The sequence below is a fragment of the Rhodanobacter ginsenosidimutans genome (genome assembly GCF_042655685.1).
GTDB classification, from domain to species: Bacteria; Pseudomonadota; Gammaproteobacteria; order Xanthomonadales; family Rhodanobacteraceae; genus Rhodanobacter; species Rhodanobacter ginsenosidimutans.
Genome location: NZ_JBHSMM010000001.1, coordinates 1,101,484 through 1,119,505, shown reverse-complemented (window position 1 = coordinate 1,119,505; position 18,022 = coordinate 1,101,484). Strand labels below are relative to the sequence as shown.

Here is an 18,022-nt window from a genome sequence, read left to right as displayed (position 1 = left end):
CCTGAGCGTAGCCGCGCAGCGGCGAAGTCGAAGGGGCTCCAGCACCAGGCTTCGACTCCGCCGCTACGCGGCTACGCTCAGCCCGAACGGTTGAGCGATACGCTTCTTCCCGATTCCCGTTCTGCCCACCGACGGAACCCGCCCATGCTCCTGCACATCCCCGCCGTTCTCGCACCCGATCAGACCACCCGACTGCGGGCCGCGCTGAGTACCGCCGAATGGGTCGACGGCCGCGAGACGGTGGGCGCGCAGGGCGCGAAGGTGAAGCGCAACCGGCAATTGCCCGATGGCTCGCCGCTGCGGCGGCAACTGGGCCGCGTCGTGCTCGATGCGCTGGCGAAGCATCCGCTCTATCACGCCGCCGCGCTGCCGTTGCGCACGCTGGCGCCGCGCTTCAACCGCTACGAAGGCGGCGGCGAATACGGTTTCCATGTGGACGGCGCGGTGATGGCGCTGGATGGTGAGGGTGCGCAGATTCGCAGCGATGTTTCCTGCACGCTGTTTCTCAGCGACCCGCACGAGTACGACGGCGGCGAGCTGATCGTCAGCGACACCTACGGCGAGCACGAGGTGAAGTTGCCCGCGGGCGACCTCATCGTCTACCCGTCGAGCAGCTTGCATCGCGTGGCGCCGGTCACGCGCGGCGCGCGCATCGCCTCGTTTTTCTGGGTGCAAAGCCTGATCCGCGACGACAGCCGCCGTCGCCTGCTGTTCGAGCTGGACGGCTCGATCCAGGCACTGACCGCCAGCGGCGCCGACGCCACCGCCGTGCTGCAACTGACCGGCATCTATCACAACCTGCTGCGGCAATGGGCCGAGACCTGAGCAACCAGGAGCCTGTCGGACTTGAGCTGGCCGGGCTGCAAAGCCGCCTGCGTGGTTCCGCCTTCCGCCCATGTTTGACCCATAGATGACTATGGGCCGGCACAAGGGCGAAAACCGGCCCTCACGCAGCCAGCTTTTCGCCTCGACCACTCAAGTCCGACAGGCCCCTACGACGCGGCACATCGCACCGATCCGCATCACAACGGTTCCCAGCGGGGACCGCGCGGCGGATAATCGTCGGCCCTCGAATGCAACACGGCGGCGCAATGTTCGTACCTGGTCAACGCTGGATCTCCTCTGCCGAACCCGAACTGGGCCTGGGCACCGTCTTGCGCGTCGAAGGACGCGGCGTACAGGTGCTGTTTGCCAAGGCCGGGGTGCTGCGTCCGTACGCGATCGACTCGGCGCCGCTGCTGCGGGCGGAGTTTCGCGCCGGGCAGCGGGTGGCCGGCAAGGGCATCGCGTTTCTGGTCGAGCGGGTGGAAATCCGCGACGAGTTGCTGATCTACCGCGGCGAAGGCCGCGAACTGGAAGAAGGCCAGCTCGACGACGAGCAGAGCGTGAGCCAGGCCGATGATCGCCTGATCGGCGGACGCACCGACCCGGTGGCGCAGTTCGAGCTGCGGCTTGACGGCATGCAACGGCGCGCGCTGGCGCGCCGTTCACCCAGTTGGGGCCTGGCCGCCGCCCGCATCGGGCTGGTGCCGCACCAGTTGCGCGTGGCCGGCATCGCTTCGGCACGACGCCCGCCGCGCGTGCTGCTGGCCGACGAAGTGGGCCTGGGCAAGACCATCGAGGCGGGCATGATCATCGCCCGCCAGCTCGCTACCGGCCGCGCCTCGCGCGTGCTGTTGCTGCTGCCCGACACGCTGGTCTACCAGTGGTTCGTGGAGTTGCTGCGTCGCTTCAACCTCAGCTTTGCGATCTACGACGAGGAGCGTTGCGAGGCACTCGAACAAGCGGGCGAACACGGCAATCCGTTCGAGGACGAGCAACTGGTGATCGCCGATTTCGGCTTCCTGGAAAACTCGCCCAAGTACGCGCAGCAATTGCTTGAGGCGCCGTGGGATCTGCTGGTGGTGGACGAAGCCCATCACCTGGCGTGGTCGCCCACGGAGGCCAGCCCGCGCTACACCATGGTGGAAAAGCTGGCCGCGGTGATCCCCGGCGTGATCCTGCTCACCGCCACCCCGGAGCAGCTCGGCCGCAGCGGCCACTTCGCCCGGCTGCGTCTGCTCGACCCGCAGCGCTACCACGATCTGGACGGCTATCTGGCCGAATCGGACAGCTACCAGGCACTGTCGAAAGTGGCCGACCGCCTGCTCGACGGCGAGCCGCTGGACGACAACCAGCGCGCCGCCCTGGCCGACGCCTTCCGCGGCGACGGCGCACTCACCGCGCTGCTGGCCGACTCGACCAAGCCGGCCAACGCGCGTGAGTTGCTGGCCGCACTGATCGACCGTCACGGCACCGGCCGCGCGATGTTCCGCAACAACCGCGCTGGCGTGGGCGGCTTTCCGCAGCGCGCGCCGGTATGGCACCTGCTGGATGCGGATGATATCGACGAGGCCACCCGGCAATCGCTGCTGGCCGAATTCCACGCCGACATCCAGCAACCGGCCGGGTTGATCGAGGTGGATTACAGCGCCGACCCGCGCGTGGATGCGCTGATCGCCCTGCTCGACGCGCACCCGCAGGACAAGTTCCTGCTGATCTGCCGCAGCCAGGCCAAGGTGCTGGCGTTGGAGGAAGTGCTGCGCACGCGCAGCGGCGTGGGCCTGGCGCGTTTCCACGAGGGCCTGGGCATCGTGCAGCGCGACCGCAATGCGGCGTTCTTCGCGCAGCCCGACGGCGCGCGACTGCTGCTGTGTTCGGAGATCGGCTCGGAAGGGCGCAACTTCCAGTTCGCCCATCGGCTGGTGCTGTGGGATCTGCCGCTGGACCCGGACCTGCTGGAACAGCGCATCGGCCGGCTCGACCGCATCGGCCAGCAGCACGACATCGCCATCCATGTCATCGCCGTGGCCGACAGCGCCCAGCACATGCTGGCGCGCTGGTATGACGAAGGCGTGGATGCGTTCCGCCACAGCCCCGCCGACGGCCGCGAACTGCTGCGCCGCTACGGCGCGACGCTGACCGAACTGGCCGAGGAACACGCCCGCGGCGACGACAACCGCGACCAGGAATTCGAGGCACTGCTGGCCGAAACCCGCGCCAGCCACGAGGAGCTGGCCGAGCTGATCCGCGGCGGCCGCGACCACCTGCTGGAACTGGCCGCCAGCCGCGACCTGCACGCCGACGAATTGCAGCAGGCATTCGCGCGCGAGGACAACGACCCCAGCCGCGACGCCTTCATCCAGCGCCTGCTGGAAGCGTTCGGCATCCACCCCGAGGAGCTGGGTGGCCAGGTGCTGCTGCTCGATCCGCAATACCTGTCCACCGACGCCCTGCCCGGTTTTGCCGAGGGCCCGCAATCCGTCACCTTCAGCCGCGACGTGGCGCTGGCGCGCGAGGAGCTGCCGCTGCTGCGGCTCGACCACCCGCTGGTGGCCGGCGCGCTGGACCTGGCGCTGTCCGGCGAACAGGGCAACGCCGCCTTCATGGTGGACGACGTGCTGCCGCCGCGCACCGCGTTGCTGCAGGCGGTGTTCGTGCTGGAGTGCGTGGCCGACCGCAGGCTGGACGCGGAGCGTTTCCTGCCCAGCCTGCCGATCATCGTCACGGTCGACACCAAGCTGGCCGAGCGCGCCGATTTCTCCCCCAGCGAAGTGGCCTTGCGCAAGGCCGCCGATCGCAATATCGAGGTGGCGCGCTACCGCAAATTCCTGGGCAAGCTGGTGCCGCCGATGCTGGAGCGCGCCGAAACACTGGCCACCAACCGCGGCCAGTCACGCATTGACGAAGCGCTGGCGCTGGCCACCGAAACGCTCGATGCGGAACTGTCACGCCTGCTGGCGCTGCGCGCGGTGAACCCGTCGGTGAGCGATGCGGAAATCGCCGCCGTCACCGACGAACGCACCCAGTTGCTGGCCGCACTGCCACTGTCGCGGCTGCGCCTGGATGCGGTGCGGTTTGTGGTCAGCGCGGATTTTCTGGCGCTGCGTTGACCTGTGGGAGCGGCTTCAGCCGCGATGCTCTTTCTCAGTGCCTGGAGAAGAGCAAGAGCATCGCGGCTGAAGCCGCTCCCACAAAAAACCGGCCCGGCAACGTCAACGCAGCAGCCTGCCCTTGGGCTTGATCGGCAGCCGCCCGCGCCAGTACTGGATCAACACATAGCCGCCCACCATGCCGCCCAGGTGCGCGAAATGCGCCACGCCGGCCTGGGTGCCGGTGACGCCCATCACCAGTTCCACCAGCGCGTAGCCGATCACGAACAGCCACGCGGGCATCGGTACCGGCAGGAACATCAGCATCACTTTCTCGTGCGGGTACAGCATGCCGAAGGCCAGCAGCAGCCCGAACACCGCGCCTGACGCGCCCAGCGTGGGATAGAAGCCGTGGGTGAACCACTGCACCACGATCAGCTGCGCCACCGCCGCCACGATGGCGCAAACAAAGTAATAGATGACGAAGTTGCGCGCGCCGAAGGTGCGCTCGATGACGCCGCCGAACATGTACAGCGCGATCATGTTGAACAGGATGTGGGTTACGCCACCATGCATGAACGCGTAGCTCACCACCTGCCACGGCCGGAAACCCACCGACGCCAGCGCGCCGCTGGACAGCTGCATCACGTGGTCCGGCCCCCACGGCCACAGCGCGAAATACTGCAACAGCATTTCGCCGAATACCTGCTGCAGCAGGAACACCACGACATTGGCGATCAGCAGGTTACGGGTGACGGGCGGCAGGTTCAAAGGCATGCGGCGGATTCCAGGAAGCAGGTGGCAAGCATGACAGCAGACGCGCCATGGGCGGCGCGCGCATCAACCCAGTGAGATGGGGCGGCCACGGCGATGGCACAAGCAGCGGGCGGGGCGTGAAAACCAAAAGCCGCCTTGCGGCGGCTTCATGCGGTGCGACGACGGTGGTGGATCAACCGTTGTGCGCGGCCATCGCCATCGCTTCCGGACGCTTGGCGCCCACGAAACGCTTGGCCCAGTAGCCGGTCTCCAGGCTGGAGATTTCCACCGACTTGCCGGTGGTGGGTGAGTGGATGAAGCGGCCGTCGGAGATGTAGATGCCCACGTGCGAGACGCGGTGCTTGCCGCTCGTGCGGAAGAACACCAGGTCGCCGGGCTTCATGTCGGCGCGCTTGACCTTCAACCCGGCCAGGAACTGCGCCGCGGAATTGGTCGGCAACTGCATGCCCACCGCGTGGGCAAACACGTAACGCACGAAACCGCTGCAATCGAAACCGGTCGAGGGGTCGCGGCCGCCACGTACATAACGGGTATCGCGCAGCTTCATCGCCATCGCGATCAAGGCCTTGCGCAGGTCGGTGACGCCGACGACGTCTTCCGCCTCTTCGTCCGCGGCAGTCGCCATGTCCGGCTTGATCGGTTTGACCGGCGCGACGTGGGCCACGTTGCGGTGGGCCAGCAGTGCGGGGAACGCGGCGGCATCGGCGCCGGCCAGGGACACGCTGGCGAAGATCGGCAGCGGCGCTACGGCCGGGGCGGCAGCGGTGGTGGCGGGCTGAACATCGATATAGGCGCTATGCGTGACGGCAGCATGCAGCGAACCGCAGAGTGATGCGGCAACAACGGCCGCAGCAACGGTCAATCGGTGGCTTGGCATGCGGGACTATCCCCTTTTGCGGTTCACGGACTGTCACCGAACGGTGTCGATGACGTGACGAAGGGGTGAACTTAGCAAAGGGAGATAGGCCGTATGTTCGATCCGGGTTAACTGAACTCCGTCGTTTCGGGTTTCCGAGACGGCGCGCACAGTTGGAATGGACTGATTCGACAGGGAAAATCGTCGCACGCCGGCTGAGATCTGGGCGAACCGCCTTCAGCCAGCAGCAGGTATGACCGTCGGCTGGGGGCGCTGGCCGAAGATCGCCGTGCCGATCCGTATCTCGGTGGCGCCCTCGGCGATCGCCAGCGGGAAATCGCCGCTCATACCCATCGACAGCCGCTGCAGATCGTGCCCGCGGGCCGCCGCCTGGTCGCGCAGCTCGCGCAACTGGCGGAAACAGCCGCGAACCACGCGCGGATCGTCGGAATGGGTGGCCAGCGTCATCAGCCCGCGCGGGCGCAACGTCGGGTAGTCGCGCAAGCTGTCCAGGAACGCCGGCAGCTGCGCCGGCTCCAGCCCGTACTTGCTTTCCTCGGCGGCGGTCTTGACCTGCACCAGCACGTCGATCGCCCGCCCCGCGGCCACCAGTTGGCGGTGCAGCGCCACGGCGAGTTGCGGCCGGTCCAGCGACTGCACTTCGCTGGCCAGCCGCGCCACGTCATGGGCCTTGTTGGTTTGTAGGTGGCCAATCACCACCCACTCGATGCCGCAGCCATCCAGCGCGGCGGCCTTGTCGCGGATTTCCTGCACCCTGTTCTCGCCGAAGCGACGCAAGCCCAGCGCCATCGCGGCGCGAACGGTCTCGGCGTCGAAGGTCTTGCTGACCGGCAGGATCGTCACCCCGGCCGGATCGCGCCCGGCGGCATGGCAGGCTTCGTCCACGCGCCGACGGACGTCGGCCCAGTTGGCGGCGAGATAGGTGGGGTCTGGCAACGTTGGAATCTCCTTTGAAGCGAGGAGTGATGAGTGAGGGAAAGCCGGGTAACGCGTGCCCTCCCTCACTCCCCTTGGCTCACTTCTCCGCCGTCACGCCTTGCCGCCGTTCTCGCCATGCCGCGCCACCACCTCGGCCACCACCATGCTCACCTTCTTGCCGGTGGGGATGTGCAGGAACTCGTTCGGGCCATGCGCGTTGGAATGCGGCCCCAGCACGCCGGTGATCAGGAACTGCGCCTTGGGGAATTTCTCGCCCAGCATGCCCATGAACGGGATGCTGCCGCCCTCGCCCATGTAGGTGGCGGGCGCGCCGAAGTAGTGCTGCGAGGCGTCGTCCACCGCCTGCTCCAGCCACGGCGACAGCGCCGGCGCGTTCCAGCCGCTGCCGTCCTTCTCCAGGTCGAAGCTGACCTTGGCGCCGTACGGCGGGTCCTTTTCCAGCAGTTGCTTCACGAACTCGCCGGCCTTGGCGCCGCTCAGCGTGGGCGGCACGCGCAGGCTCAGCTTCACCGCGGTCTTCGGGCGCAGCACGTTGCCGGCGCTTTCCAGCGGCGGGATGCCGCCGATGCCGGTGACCGCCAGCTGCGGGCGCCAGGTGCGGTTGAGCACCAGCTCGGACAGGTCGTCGGTGACCGGCTGCATGCCGTCCACCCACGGGAACTTGTTGAAGATTTCCTCGCCCAGCACCTCGGCCGAATGCTTCGCCTGCTCGACGCGATGCGGCGGGATGTCGACGTACAGTTCCTTCGGCTTGATCGTGCCGGTGGCCGGGTCCTCCAGCCGCGACAGCAAGTCGCGCAGGATGCGGAAGCTGGACGGCACCACGCCGGAGGCGTCGCCCGAATGCACGCCCTCCTCCAGCACCTGCACGGTGAGGTTGCCGCCGGTCATGCCGCGCAAGGACGTGGTCAGCCACAGCTGGTCGTAGTTGCCGCAACCGGAATCCAGGCACACCACCAGCGACGGGCTGCCGATGCGGGCGGCCAGGTGGTCGACGTAATGCGGCAGGTCGTAACTGCCCGACTCCTCGCACGCTTCAATCATGATCACGCAGCGGGCATGGGCAATGCCCTGGTCGTGCAGCGCCAGCAGCGCGGCCAGCGAGCCGAAGATGGCGTAGCCGTCGTCGGCGCCACCGCGGCCGTACAGCTTGTCGCCCTTGAGCACCGGCGTCCACGGGCCAAGCCCGTCGGCCCAGCCGGTCATTTCCGGTTGCTTGTCGAGGTGGCCGTACAGCATCACGGTGTCGTCGCTTTGGCCGGAGGCCGGCGCGCCGTTCGCACCGCAGGCGGGAATGTCGATGTAGATCAGTGGCGTACGCTTTTCCAGCCGCACCACTTCCAGGGTGGCGCCGGGAAGCTTCTCCAGCTTGGCGCGGGCCCAGGTTTCCATCAGCCGCACCGCCGCATCCATGTGGCCGTGCTCGGCCCACTGCGCGTCGAACATCGGCGACTTGTTGGGAATACGGATGTATTCAACCAACTGCGGCACGATTTCGGCGTCCCACAGATCACCCACGTAGCGGGAAAGACGGGCAGTATCCATCGCGTAACTCCAACAGCGTCAAACGCGCATTCTATCAGCGGCGTATGTTGGCCCTGCGCCGACGTGCCGTAAGTCATATCTCACAGTTCTCCACGTTTGACGCGCACGGGCTGGCTGCACGCGGTCCGGCTGTGCCCGCTGCACGAAGCGGCCAGTGTGGGGCGGCGGCCATCGGCCGCCTCGAACTTTCGCAAGGAGCAACCCATGATCCGCAAACTCGCCACCCTCGCCTTCGTCGCCCTGGCCGCCCTGCCCGCGCTGGCGCTCGCCGCCACGCCGGTCAACATCAACCAGGCCGACGCGCCCACCATCGCCAAGTCGCTCGACGGCGTCGGTGCCACGCGCGCCGAAGCCATCGTGGCTTGGCGCGATGCCCACGGCCCGTTCAAGAAGGCCGACGACCTGCGCCACGTCAAGGGCATCGGCAAGGCGACCATCGAGCGCAACCGCGACGCCATCCTGCTGGCCGACACCGCTGCGGCACCGTCCGAGCACAAGCGCGCCGCCCGCAAGGATTGAGCCTCGAACCGCTTTGCTCCCTCCCCTGCGCAGCAGGGGAGGGCTGGGCGACCACAGGGAGTGCTTCAGCTGAGGGGTCGCTCTTGATCTTCGACTCGCTGAACTGAAAAAACGCACCGTTCTCCCGCCCCCGACATCCCGCTGGCACCGTCGCCCCCCGGATCCATTCGCCGCACCGCCGCGCTAAACTCGCGCGCCCCGCTGCCGCTGTACTGGACATGATCCTGCCGCGCTACCACGTTGCCGCCTCCGCCATACCCGGCGCAGGCAAAGGCCTGTTTCTCGATGAACCCGTCGCCGCGGGCCGCGTGCTGACCGCGCCCGACGGCATCGACCGCACCTTTCGCCACGCCGAAATCGCCGCCTCACCCGCGCTGAGCGCCCAATGGCACGCCAGCGCGCGCTGGTTCGAGGATCGCTACACGCTGTCGCCGGATTGGCCCGACGAGTGCTACATCAACCACAGCTTCGCGCCAAACGGGCTATGGCACCTGGGCTTCGTGTTCGCGCTGGCCGACCTGCCCGCAGGAACCGAGTTGACGGTGGATTACCGCCACCTGCTGCCGCCGGGCCAAAGCGAGGATTTTGCCGATTCGGTGACAGGTGAGATAATTACCGGCTTGCCCTGGCACGAGAGTCTTGCCAGCACTACCCAGGCGCTGGCCCGTTTGCTGGCCGCCACCGACGCTGACCGTGATGTTTGACATTCCTACCCTCCAAACGGCGCGCTTGCGCCTGACCGCGCTCACCGAGCGTCACTTCGACGATTACGCCGCCATGCTGGCCAATCCCGAAAGCACGCGCTGGGTCGGCGACGGCCAACCGCTGGACCGCACCAACGCCTGGCGTTCGCTGGCGATGCTGCTGGGCCACTGGCAGTTGCGCGGTTGCGGCATGTGGGCGCTGGAGCTGAAAAGCACCGGCGAGTTCATCGGCCGCGTGGGTTTCATGTACCCGGAAGGCTGGCCGGATCTGGAGCTGGGCTGGATGCTGAAACCCGAACACCAGCACATGGGTTACGCCACCGAGGCAGGCAACGCCGCCCTGGATTTCGTGTGGAACCGCCTGCACGCGCCGCGGGTGATCAGCCTGGTGCGGATCGGCAACGAAGCCTCCGACCGGCTGGCCGAACGGCTCGGCGGCGAGCATATCGAAGACATGGATTTCTACGGCAGCCACAGCCACGTGTTTGCCTACTACCCGCCCCATCGCGAGCATCGCCGCGCCTACGCGTAAGCGCCGCGCGCTTCAGTAAACGTCGCGGCGATAACGGCCTGTTTCGCGCAACTGCTCGACAGCCGTCTCACCCAGCACCTCGCACAACACCGCATCCACCGCCGGCGCCATGCCCTGCAGGCTGCCGCAGACCTGGATCGCCGCCCCGGCCGCCACCCATTCGCGCAGCGCGTCGGCGGTTTGCAACAGGCGGTGCTGCACGTAGATACGCGCGGCCTGCTCGCGCGACCAGGCAAAATCCGCGCGTTCGAGTTGGCCCTGAGCCAGCCAGCGGTTGATCTCGTCGCGGTAGGGCAAGTCGTGCGCCTGCTGGCGCTCGCCGTACAGCAGCCAGTTGCGGTGGCGGCCCGCATCGATCCGCTCCTTCAGCAACGCGCGCAGGGCGGCCATGCCGGTACCGTTGCCGATCAGGATCAGCGGCCGCGCATCGGCGGGCGCATGGAAGGCGGCGTTGCGGCGCACGCGCAAGGCGATCTCGCTTCCGATCGGCGCATGCATGGTCAGCCAGCCCGAGCCGATGCCCGGCGTTCCATCCGGCGTGTTCTGCTGGCGCACCAGCAGGTGGATGGCACCATCGGCCGGTACCGAGGCGATCGAATATTCGCGGTGCGGCAACAGTTGCAACCGGGCCGCCACCGCAGCCTCGTCCAGCCCCGTCATCTCGCCGGGCGCCGGCAGGCGACAGCGTGCCAGCAGGCTGGACAGGGGCAGTGATTCCTTTCCAAACATCACCATGGCGTTGCCGTCGAGCGCGTGCGCCGACAGCCACTGCACCACGTCGGCGGGCGCATGCCGCGGCCCGATGTCCACCAGGTCGCCAGCCTGCCAAGACACCGCGCCGTGCAGCGGTCGCAAGGCCAGATGGAAGCAGGGGCCGCCCAGGCTGCCGGCATTGAGTAGTTGCCGTTCCGCCAGCTGCCATGGCTGATAGCGCGGCGGCTGCCAATCCGGCAGGTCGCGCACGTCGCACAGCGCGGCCAGATGGTGCTGCCAATGGCGCAGCGCGGCGGCGTCCTCGTCATCCACTTCCACCGGATCGAACAGCGCCTGCGCGCCGCTGGCCCGCAGCCAGCGCTGCAACTGGCGGCCGAAACCGCAGAACTCGTCGTAGTCGCTGTCGCCCAGCGCCAGCAGGCCGTAACGCACGCCGGCCAGATCCGCCGCGTTCGCCATCGCCTGATGGGCGAAGGCGACGGCCATGTCCGGCGGCTCGCCATCACCGGTGGTACTGACCACGAACAGCGCACGCGAGGTATCGCGCAGGGCCGCCAGGGTCGACGCGTCGATCGCATCCACGCGCGACGGCACGCCCGCCGTCTGCAGGCTTTGCCAGGTTTGCCGCGCCAGTTGCTCGGCCAGGCCGGTCTGGCTGGCGTAGAACACGCGCACCGTATCCGCCGCGGCCGGCGCGGGTGCCGCCGCGGTTTGCGCTGCCGGGGCGGCCGCTACGGTTTCACCGCCTTCGGTCCGTCCGCGGCGGCGACGGAACCAGCCCACCAGCGCCATCCAGCTGCCCAGCAATCCTGCCGCAGCCAGCCAGCAATGGCGGCCCGGATCATGCCACTGCACCGCTTCGACGCGGCAATACCACAACAGCGCGGCCAGCAGGCCGAACGTCGCCAGCAACATGCCGTTGCTGACGGCGGCGAGCCGGCCAAACATGTCGTGATCACGTTTCATCGGCGCACCGCCGCGGCGAATGCCGGCGACATCCGCTGCACGAAACCGTCGGCCTTGCGCACGATCATCAACACGGCCAGGCCGTGCGCCCGCGCGTACGCCATGCCCTTGTCGGCGCCCATCACGCTGAGCGTGGTGCCCAGCGGATCGGCTTGCATGCACTCGTCCGCCAGCACGCTCACCGAAGCCACTTCGTGCGGCACCGGGTAGCCGCTGCGCGGGTCGATGTGGTGCGAGTAGTAGCGGCCGCCGTCCTCGAACACGTGGCGGTAGTCGCCCGAGGTGGCGATGGCGTGCTCGTCCAGTGCGACGGTGTCGATCAGTTCATCGGCATCGACCACCGCGCCGGCTGCCGCGTCCGGCCGCTCGATGCCCACCCGCCACACGCTGCCGTCCGGCTTGCGTCCATGCGCCCGCAGCTCGCCGCCCACTTCCACCAGGTAAGCGCCCACGCCCATCCGCTGCAGGTAGCGCGCGACCTGATCCACGCCATAGCCCTTGGCCACCGCGGACAGATCCAGGTACACGCTGCCCGGCTGGCGCACGCGGCGGGTGGCGGGATCGATCTGCACTTTCCACCAGCCCACCCGCGCCTGCGCCGCTGCGATCGCCTGCGCCGTGAGTGGATGACGCGGGCGCTGGTCGGGGCCGAAACCCCACAGGTTCACCAGCGGCCCCACGGTGGGGTCGTAAGCGCCGTCACTATCCTTCGCCAGTTGCAACGCATGCCGCAGCACGGTGAAGAATTCCGGCGGCAGCTGCTGCCAGCTGCCGGCCGGCGCGCGGTTGAAGCGCGACAGGTCGGAGTCCGGCTTGTACGTGCTCATCTGGCCATCCACCCGATCCAGCTCAGCCTGGATGCCCCGCTGCAACACGTCCGTGGCGTGCGTCGGCGACAGCTCCACCAGTACCGACCAGGTGGTGCCCATGGTTCGCCCATGCAGGCGCTGCAGTTCCGCCGCCGCGACGGGTGCGGCCGCAATCAGTGCAATGAGGAAAACCAGGCAGGCGAGCAGACGGAACCGCATCATCGATTACTCGGGCAAAACCTCGAGCGTGGCGGTGTATGACAGCCGGCGCTTGCTGGCCTGCTTCACGCCGGCCTTGTCGTCCTGCGTGGCCGCGTTGACCCAATACATGCCCGGGTGCGGCCAGGTCAGCGTAAACCGGCCGTCCGCGCCGGTCTGCGCGGTCATCTCCTCCTGCGCATTGCGGTAACGGGTGGCGCCGGCGATGGCGCTGACCTTGAGGCCCGCGGCCGGCTTGCCGTCCAGCAGCAACTGGAACGTGGCCGGCTCGCCTTCCACCAGATCGGTGACGCCGGAAACCGGCACCAGTTCCAGCCCCTGTCCGCTGGGCTTCAGCGCGGTGGCGTTGGGCTTGCCGTTGGTGACGAAGGTTTCCACGCGACTGCTGGAGGCGGTGACCTCGACGTCCTTCGCGCCTGCAGGAATCGCCGTGGCCAGCTGAGCGGCATCGCCGCGCCAGCGCTTCTTCTGGCCGTTCAACTCATAACGGGCGAACAGGCCCCGGTTCACCAGCGCCAGCTTGTAGGTGCCTTGCTGGCTCAGCTCGACGTCGAACACGCTGCGGTATTTGCCGGTGGCCGCGTTCTGCGGTTTGGCCGTCTGGCCGTCCGGCGCAGTGATCACCAGCTGCTCCAGCGGCGCCGCGTGGTGATCGGGGAAAAACAGGTCGTTGGAGATCGCCGCGTCCACCGTCACCCACGGATCGGCGCCGGCCACGTTGGTGGCCGAGGGCACCATCCACATCTTGTGCGCCTGGGCCGCCAGCGGCGTGGCGATGGCGGCGGCAAGGACGATCCATTTCAGTGTGCGCTTGTGCATGTTCGCTCCGGGGTTCGGCAAGGGTGTTCTAGGGGTTGAGGTCGAGACTGACGGCGCCGAGTTCGCTGCTGCCTTGCGCGCTCAGGTGTTGGGTGGCGCTGACCGGCCAGGTGAACGGCACGCGCACCACTTCGCGGCCACCGACTTCGCGCGCGGCCTCGACCACCAGCGTGTAATCGCCCGGCGCCAGCGTGCCCAGCGGCGCCTGGCCGTCGACGAACTTCAGCTGGTACTGCCCGGCCGGCCGGGTGGCGCCGGACACGCCATCGACCGGCAGCGACAGTTCGCGGCCACCGCGTCGCCACCATTGGCGCAGGTCGGGTAGCCACTTGGTGCCGGCGCCTTCCTTGCTGTCTTTCTGCGCGTACCACGCCGCGAGCTGGGCGGCCACGCTGCGGTCGGCGCGCTCGATCCAGATGGCGGCGTAGGGCCGGTGGTACTCGGCCACCTTCTGCTCCGGAATCTGCACGGTAAGGTCCAGCTCGGCCGCCGCCAGCGGCGTGGCCAGCAACAGCGCGAGGGTGCAACAAAGCAAACGACGCATGGGCGTGGATCCCGTCAGTGAATGAAAAGCAGCGCCAGCAACGCGGGCAGCACCAACCCCAGCGCCACCAGCGGCCAGGTGGATGCGCGGCGCGCGGCGTGGAACTTCAGCAGGAACAGCCCGGTGATCGAAAACACCAGGCAGGCCAGCGCGAAGACATCGATGAACCAGCCCCACACCGGTCCGGCATGGCGGCCCTTGTGCAGGTCGTTGAGGTAGGCCACCGCACCGCGACGGGTCACCTCGAATTCCACCGCGCCGCTGGCGCGATCGATGCTGAGCCAGCCATCGCCGCCGGGGCGCGGCAGCGACAGATAGATCTCGTCCGCCGACCATTCGCCCGCACGGCCGGCAACATGGGCCGACAGGGATTCATCCAGCCAATCGGCCACCGCGTCCGGCAACGGCGCCGCCTTGCGCGCATCCTCGCCCGTCACCATCGCCAGCAGCGCCGGCGGCAACGTCGCCGCGCGGTCGACGACCTTTGGCGTGGCCTCGATCTGACGCGCGTGATTCAGGGTGATGCCGGTCAGCGCGAACAGCAGCAACCCGATCAGGCACAGCGCCGAGCTGATCCAGTGCCATTGATAGAGCTGGCGCATCCAGAACGCACGGCGTTGCGGGCGAATTGAATCGGCAGATGCTTGCAGCTGAGCCATGGTTATCCGTAGTTCGCACACCCGCACTCACGCCGGGAACTGCGGCGAACAGGCAGGGTCAGGATGAGCGCACACTCGCCTCGGGGCGAGCGCGCCGACTGATGCATATTAGACAGTAAATAAGAATCAATCTCAACTTCAAGCGCCCTGAAACAGCCCGTGGTTTCCCACCTTGCGGAGTAACCCATGCGAATTCTTCTGGCCGAGGACGATGGCTCCATCGCCGAAGGCATCAGTGCGTCGCTGCGCCATGGCGGCCACACCGTGGATCACGCCGCGCGCGGCAATCTCGCCGATGCGGCGCTGCGCGAGCACGACTACGACATGGTGGTGCTGGACCTGGGCCTGCCCGCGCTCGACGGCAGCGAGGTGCTGCGCAGGTTGCGCAGTCGCGGCACCAGCATGCCGGTATTGGTGGTGACCGCACGCGATGGCCTGGCCGAACGTATCCGCGTGCTCGACCTGGGTGCGGCTCATCTGCAGCAGGTCGACCTGGCCGGCCATGCCTTCGCACGAGCCGATACGGCCGGCGCGCCAGTTCTGCTACAGCACTTCCCAACCGGGGCGGCCGAAACGATCGAGCAGCGAGTCGATCACATCCTCGACGGAAATGGTGCCGTCGAAATCGCACAGGATGGTCCAGCCGGATACGGGCATCGCGAGCTCACATCGGCAGCGGTCCAGCAAAGCTTAGGAAGGCTGCCTTCCTGCGCCTTTCCTGGTTTCTAAGCCAACGAAAAGCTGGCGCGCGTAGCGTCGCCCGATAGAAACCAGCGGGCTTGCTGGCCGGGAGGGTGTGGACATGCGCGCTGCCAATCCTGTTGTTCGGCCTCGACAATCGCCACTGATCATCGAATGGCTGCCAGGCGGCTTCCAGATCGGCTTCATCCATCATTTCACGTGACCACCAGAATCCGCCCGCCGCACGCCAACCCTCGTCGCACGCGTACCGATCCGGTCGCGACACCCACCGCCGTGCGCCCGCGCCCGGCCGTTCGCAGCCGTTCACTTCGCCACGGCATCCGCATAGGCCTGTTGATCGGCACCATGCTGATCCTGACCAGCTGCGCCACCTACTCCGCACTGCCGCTGGGCGACGGGCACGGCGCCTCCAGCGTGGCGCAACTCAGGGCGCCGACGTCGGCGATGCCGCTGCCCGCGCTGTCGACCCATCGCTTCGATCCGTCCGATGGCCTGGATGCAACCGAGCTGGCGATGCTGGCGGTGGCGAACAGCCCGGCGCTGAAACTCCGGCGCGACGAACTGGGGCTGGCCCGCGCGCAGGCGTTCGCGGCCGGCCTGCTGCCCGACCCGCAGCTGAGTCTGGGTGCGGATTTTCCGCAGCACTCCGGGCCGGGCCTGAGCAAGGCATTCAACCTCGGCATCAGCGAGGACATCAGCGCGCTGCTCACGCGCTCCTCGCGCACAGCCGAGGCGCGCAGCCACGTCGAGCAGGTCAGCCTCGAGCTGCTGTGGGCGGAATGGCAGACGGTGACGCAGGCGCGCCAGCTGTTCGACCAAGTCGTCGCGTTGCGCGCGCAACAACATCGGTTGCAGCTGGAAGCGGATGCGCTGGCGCCGGTGGACCGCCATGTGCAAATGGCGCTGCAAGAAGGCAACCTCAGCTACGACACGGCCAGCGCCGGGCTCAATGCCGACGCCGACGTGCGCAAACGTCTCGGCGACATGGCAACACAATTGCACCAGGCGCAGAGCGATCTGCACGTGTTGCTGGGGCTGGCCGACAGCGCGCCGATCGAACTGGTGGAAGGCACCGATCCCGTTCAACCCACTGCCGCGCAAATCCAGCAGGCATTGACCGACCTGCCCGCGCGGCGGCCGGACCTGCTCGCGCTGAAGGCCGGCTATGCGGCGCAGGACGCCGCGCTGCGCGGCGCCATCCTGGCGCAATTCCCTGCGCTCACGCTGGGCTTCAACACCGCACGCGACACCAGCGCCGTGTACACCAAGGGTTTCAGCATCGGCATCAACCTGCCCTTGTTCAACCGCAACCGCGGCAACATCGCGATCGAACGCGCCACCCGCGTGCAGCTGAAGGATGCGTACGACGAGCGCGTGCTCACCGCCCGCAGCGACGTGGCGCGGCTGCAGGCCGACCTGGCCACGCTGGATGCGCAACGCGCGCCACTCGTCGCCCACGTTGGGCAGCTGGACGCGGCGCGCCGCGCAGCCGAAACGGCGTGGCGCGAGCAGTTGCTGGATTGGCCCACCTACCTTGCCATCCGCAGCAACGCGCTCAGTGCCGACCTCGATCTGCTCAGCTTCCGTCAGCAGCGCGCCAACGCTGCCGTTGCACTGCAGGCGCTGCTGGGCAGCACCGACATTCCCGCCGCCAGGAAATCTTCCCCATGATTCGCCGCTGCGTGACCTCATACCTCGGCGCCCTGGCCGTGCTCGGCTTGCTGGCCGGCTGCGACGGTGCCAGCCCACCCCAGCCCACTGACGACAGCAACACGGTGACTGTCACCACCATGACGCCGCGGCAGCAGCTGTTCCACGACACGATCGAGGCCATCGGCACGGCCGTGGGCGATCCGAACCGCGCGCGCACCTTGAGCCTGGCCCACGGCGGTCAGGTCGTCAGCGTGGCTGCCAATGCGGGGCAACGCGTGCAGCGTGGCGCGACGCTGTTGACCATCAGTCCCGACCCGACCACGCGCCAGGCCTTCCAGCAGGCGCAGACAGCGCTGGACCTGGCGCGCGGCGACCTGCAGCGCACCGGAAAACTTGTCGCGCAGCGGCTGGCCACGCAATCCCAGCTGGCCGCCGCCCGCAAGAGCCTGGCTGATGCGCAGGCCGCACTGGAGGCCCAGAAGGCTATCGGCGGCAGCAGCGCCAGCGAAGCGGTAACGGCACCGGCCGACGGTGTGGTGACCGCGTTGCGTGTGGGCCTGGGTGAGCGCGTGGCGGCGAACGCGCCGCTGCTGGATTTCACGCCGGCGCAAGCCCTGGTGGCGCAACTCGGCGTGCAGCCGCAAAGCGGTGGAAAGCTGAAGGCGGGCATGCCGGTGCAATTGAAGAGCGTCTACGCGCCCGCGGAAACTTTTGTCGGCGCGCTGCGCATGGTCGGCCAATCCATCGATCCGCAGAGCCATCTGCTGCCCGCGCAGGTCGAGCTGCCAGCCAGTACGGGCACCGGGCTGCTGGCCGGCACGGCCGTGACGGCGCAGATCGACGCCGGCGATTTCCGCGCATGGGCCGTGCCGCGCAAGGCCGTGCTGCACGACGACCGAGGCAACTATCTGTTTCAGGTGCACGATGGCCACGCCAAGCGCGTCGACGTGACGGTGCGCAGCCCCGATGACGACACCGTCGGGGTGCAGGGATCGATCGACCCGCGTGCGCCGATCGTGGTGCTTGGCGTCTACGAACTCGGTGATGGTGACGCGGTAACGGTCGGCGTGCCGAAGGACGGTGCAGCGGCCGCCGCCACGCAGCCCCCAGCCAGCGCGAGTTCGTCGACGTGA

17 protein-coding genes are annotated in these 18,022 nt (G+C 67.9%); 8 read left to right on the top strand and 9 right to left on the bottom strand.

What is annotated here, in order from left to right; all coding sequences use genetic code 11:
- The first annotated feature begins 144 nt into the window (after window positions 1-144).
- Together ACFPK0_RS04750 and rapA are read left to right on the top strand one after the other, a co-directional pair.
- Window positions 145-825, top strand: coding sequence for a Fe2+-dependent dioxygenase (locus ACFPK0_RS04750; protein ID WP_377338760.1), 681 nt, complete (start codon window positions 145-147; stop codon window positions 823-825).
- 266 nt (window positions 826-1,091) lie between these two features.
- Complete coding sequence (gene rapA, locus ACFPK0_RS04745) at window positions 1,092-3,932, top strand: RNA polymerase-associated protein RapA (protein WP_377338758.1); 2,841 nt, start codon at window positions 1,092-1,094, stop codon at window positions 3,930-3,932.
- A gap of 102 nt (window positions 3,933-4,034) precedes the next feature.
- On the opposite strand, the gene ACFPK0_RS04740 is transcribed toward rapA, so the two are convergent.
- The 4 genes from ACFPK0_RS04740 to ACFPK0_RS04725 all read right to left on the bottom strand — a co-directional run bounded on the left by ACFPK0_RS04740 (window position 4,035) and on the right by ACFPK0_RS04725 (window position 8,049).
- A complete protein-coding gene (locus tag ACFPK0_RS04740; RefSeq protein WP_056081344.1) occupies window positions 4,035-4,688 on the bottom strand; it encodes a rhomboid family intramembrane serine protease in 654 nt (217 codons plus the stop codon).
- A 172-nt stretch (window positions 4,689-4,860) separates the two neighbouring features.
- Window positions 4,861-5,565 carry a C40 family peptidase gene (locus tag ACFPK0_RS04735; RefSeq protein ID WP_056605483.1) on the bottom strand — a complete coding sequence of 235 codons (705 nt, stop codon included), beginning with the start codon at window positions 5,563-5,565 and terminating at the stop codon, window positions 4,861-4,863.
- 216 nt (window positions 5,566-5,781) lie between these two features.
- Window positions 5,782-6,501 carry a YggS family pyridoxal phosphate-dependent enzyme gene (locus ACFPK0_RS04730; protein ID WP_056081349.1) on the bottom strand — a complete coding sequence of 240 codons (720 nt, stop codon included), beginning with the start codon at window positions 6,499-6,501 and terminating at the stop codon, window positions 5,782-5,784.
- Window positions 6,502-6,594: 93 nt separating this feature from the next.
- Window positions 6,595-8,049, bottom strand: a complete 1,455-nt coding sequence (locus tag ACFPK0_RS04725) for a M20 family metallopeptidase (RefSeq protein WP_377338755.1) — start codon at window positions 8,047-8,049, stop codon at window positions 6,595-6,597.
- A gap of 204 nt (window positions 8,050-8,253) precedes the next feature.
- Between ACFPK0_RS04725 and ACFPK0_RS04720 the strand changes: the two genes are divergently transcribed.
- The 3 genes from ACFPK0_RS04720 to ACFPK0_RS04710 all read left to right on the top strand — a co-directional run bounded on the left by ACFPK0_RS04720 (window position 8,254) and on the right by ACFPK0_RS04710 (window position 9,804).
- Complete coding sequence (locus tag ACFPK0_RS04720; protein WP_377338752.1) at window positions 8,254-8,568, top strand: ComEA family DNA-binding protein; 315 nt, start codon at window positions 8,254-8,256, stop codon at window positions 8,566-8,568.
- 218 nt (window positions 8,569-8,786) lie between these two features.
- Complete coding sequence (locus tag ACFPK0_RS04715) at window positions 8,787-9,272, top strand: SET domain-containing protein-lysine N-methyltransferase (RefSeq protein WP_056081353.1); 486 nt, start codon at window positions 8,787-8,789, stop codon at window positions 9,270-9,272.
- Window positions 9,265-9,804: a GNAT family N-acetyltransferase gene (locus ACFPK0_RS04710; protein WP_056081356.1), complete on the top strand. Its 540-nt coding sequence runs from the start codon at window positions 9,265-9,267 to the stop codon at window positions 9,802-9,804. Before ACFPK0_RS04715 ends, ACFPK0_RS04710 begins: the two co-directional genes overlap by 8 nt.
- A 12-nt stretch (window positions 9,805-9,816) precedes the next feature.
- On the opposite strand, the gene ACFPK0_RS04705 is transcribed toward ACFPK0_RS04710, so the two are convergent.
- The 5 genes from ACFPK0_RS04705 to ACFPK0_RS04685 are packed head-to-tail and all read right to left on the bottom strand — an operon-like array spanning window position 9,817 to window position 14,534.
- The gene (locus tag ACFPK0_RS04705; RefSeq protein WP_377338748.1) at window positions 9,817-11,484 is read right to left on the bottom strand and encodes a sulfite reductase subunit alpha; all 1,668 of its coding nucleotides are present in this window, start codon (window positions 11,482-11,484) and stop codon (window positions 9,817-9,819) included.
- Window positions 11,481-12,467, bottom strand: coding sequence for an FAD:protein FMN transferase (locus ACFPK0_RS04700; protein WP_377340256.1), 987 nt, complete (start codon window positions 12,465-12,467; stop codon window positions 11,481-11,483). The genes ACFPK0_RS04705 and ACFPK0_RS04700 overlap by 4 nt, the downstream gene beginning before the upstream one ends.
- A 51-nt stretch (window positions 12,468-12,518) precedes the next feature.
- Window positions 12,519-13,331: a DUF4198 domain-containing protein gene (locus ACFPK0_RS04695; protein ID WP_377338746.1), complete on the bottom strand. Its 813-nt coding sequence runs from the start codon at window positions 13,329-13,331 to the stop codon at window positions 12,519-12,521.
- A 28-nt stretch (window positions 13,332-13,359) separates the two neighbouring features.
- Window positions 13,360-13,875 carry a DUF2271 domain-containing protein gene (locus ACFPK0_RS04690; protein WP_377338744.1) on the bottom strand — a complete coding sequence of 172 codons (516 nt, stop codon included), beginning with the start codon at window positions 13,873-13,875 and terminating at the stop codon, window positions 13,360-13,362.
- Window positions 13,876-13,889: 14 nt separating this feature from the next.
- Window positions 13,890-14,534, bottom strand: a complete 645-nt coding sequence (locus ACFPK0_RS04685) for a PepSY-associated TM helix domain-containing protein (protein WP_377338741.1) — start codon at window positions 14,532-14,534, stop codon at window positions 13,890-13,892.
- A 186-nt stretch (window positions 14,535-14,720) separates the two neighbouring features.
- On the opposite strand from ACFPK0_RS04685, the gene ACFPK0_RS04680 reads away from it, so the two are divergent.
- From ACFPK0_RS04680 to ACFPK0_RS04670, 3 genes are all read left to right on the top strand, one after another.
- Complete coding sequence (locus tag ACFPK0_RS04680) at window positions 14,721-15,263, top strand: response regulator (protein ID WP_377338739.1); 543 nt, start codon at window positions 14,721-14,723, stop codon at window positions 15,261-15,263.
- A gap of 171 nt (window positions 15,264-15,434) precedes the next feature.
- Entirely contained in the window at window positions 15,435-16,907 is a 1,473-nt protein-coding gene (locus ACFPK0_RS04675; RefSeq protein ID WP_377338737.1) for a TolC family protein, read from the top strand.
- Window positions 16,904-18,022: an efflux RND transporter periplasmic adaptor subunit gene (locus ACFPK0_RS04670; protein WP_377338735.1), complete on the top strand. Its 1,119-nt coding sequence runs from the start codon at window positions 16,904-16,906 to the stop codon at window positions 18,020-18,022. Before ACFPK0_RS04675 ends, ACFPK0_RS04670 begins: the two co-directional genes overlap by 4 nt.

Excerpts from the sequence above, each read along its gene's own strand:
- ACFPK0_RS04750 (WP_377338760.1), top strand. The coding sequence starts at position 145 with ATGCTCCTGCACATCCCCGCCGTTCTCGCACCCGATCAGACCACCCGA.
- rapA (WP_377338758.1), top strand. The coding sequence starts at position 1,092 with ATGTTCGTACCTGGTCAACGCTGGATCTCCTCTGCCGAACCCGAACTG.
- ACFPK0_RS04740 (WP_056081344.1), bottom strand. The coding sequence starts at position 4,688 with ATGCCTTTGAACCTGCCGCCCGTCACCCGTAACCTGCTGATCGCCAAT.
- ACFPK0_RS04735 (WP_056605483.1), bottom strand. The coding sequence starts at position 5,565 with ATGCCAAGCCACCGATTGACCGTTGCTGCGGCCGTTGTTGCCGCATCA.
- ACFPK0_RS04725 (WP_377338755.1), bottom strand. The coding sequence starts at position 8,049 with ATGGATACTGCCCGTCTTTCCCGCTACGTGGGTGATCTGTGGGACGCC.
- ACFPK0_RS04720 (WP_377338752.1), top strand. The coding sequence starts at position 8,254 with ATGATCCGCAAACTCGCCACCCTCGCCTTCGTCGCCCTGGCCGCCCTG.
- ACFPK0_RS04715 (WP_056081353.1), top strand. The coding sequence starts at position 8,787 with ATGATCCTGCCGCGCTACCACGTTGCCGCCTCCGCCATACCCGGCGCA.
- ACFPK0_RS04710 (WP_056081356.1), top strand. The coding sequence starts at position 9,265 with ATGTTTGACATTCCTACCCTCCAAACGGCGCGCTTGCGCCTGACCGCG.
- ACFPK0_RS04705 (WP_377338748.1), bottom strand. The coding sequence starts at position 11,484 with ATGAAACGTGATCACGACATGTTTGGCCGGCTCGCCGCCGTCAGCAAC.
- ACFPK0_RS04695 (WP_377338746.1), bottom strand. The coding sequence starts at position 13,331 with ATGCACAAGCGCACACTGAAATGGATCGTCCTTGCCGCCGCCATCGCC.
- ACFPK0_RS04690 (WP_377338744.1), bottom strand. The coding sequence starts at position 13,875 with ATGCGTCGTTTGCTTTGTTGCACCCTCGCGCTGTTGCTGGCCACGCCG.
- ACFPK0_RS04685 (WP_377338741.1), bottom strand. The coding sequence starts at position 14,534 with ATGGCTCAGCTGCAAGCATCTGCCGATTCAATTCGCCCGCAACGCCGT.
- ACFPK0_RS04680 (WP_377338739.1), top strand. The coding sequence starts at position 14,721 with ATGCGAATTCTTCTGGCCGAGGACGATGGCTCCATCGCCGAAGGCATC.
- ACFPK0_RS04670 (WP_377338735.1), top strand. The coding sequence starts at position 16,904 with ATGATTCGCCGCTGCGTGACCTCATACCTCGGCGCCCTGGCCGTGCTC.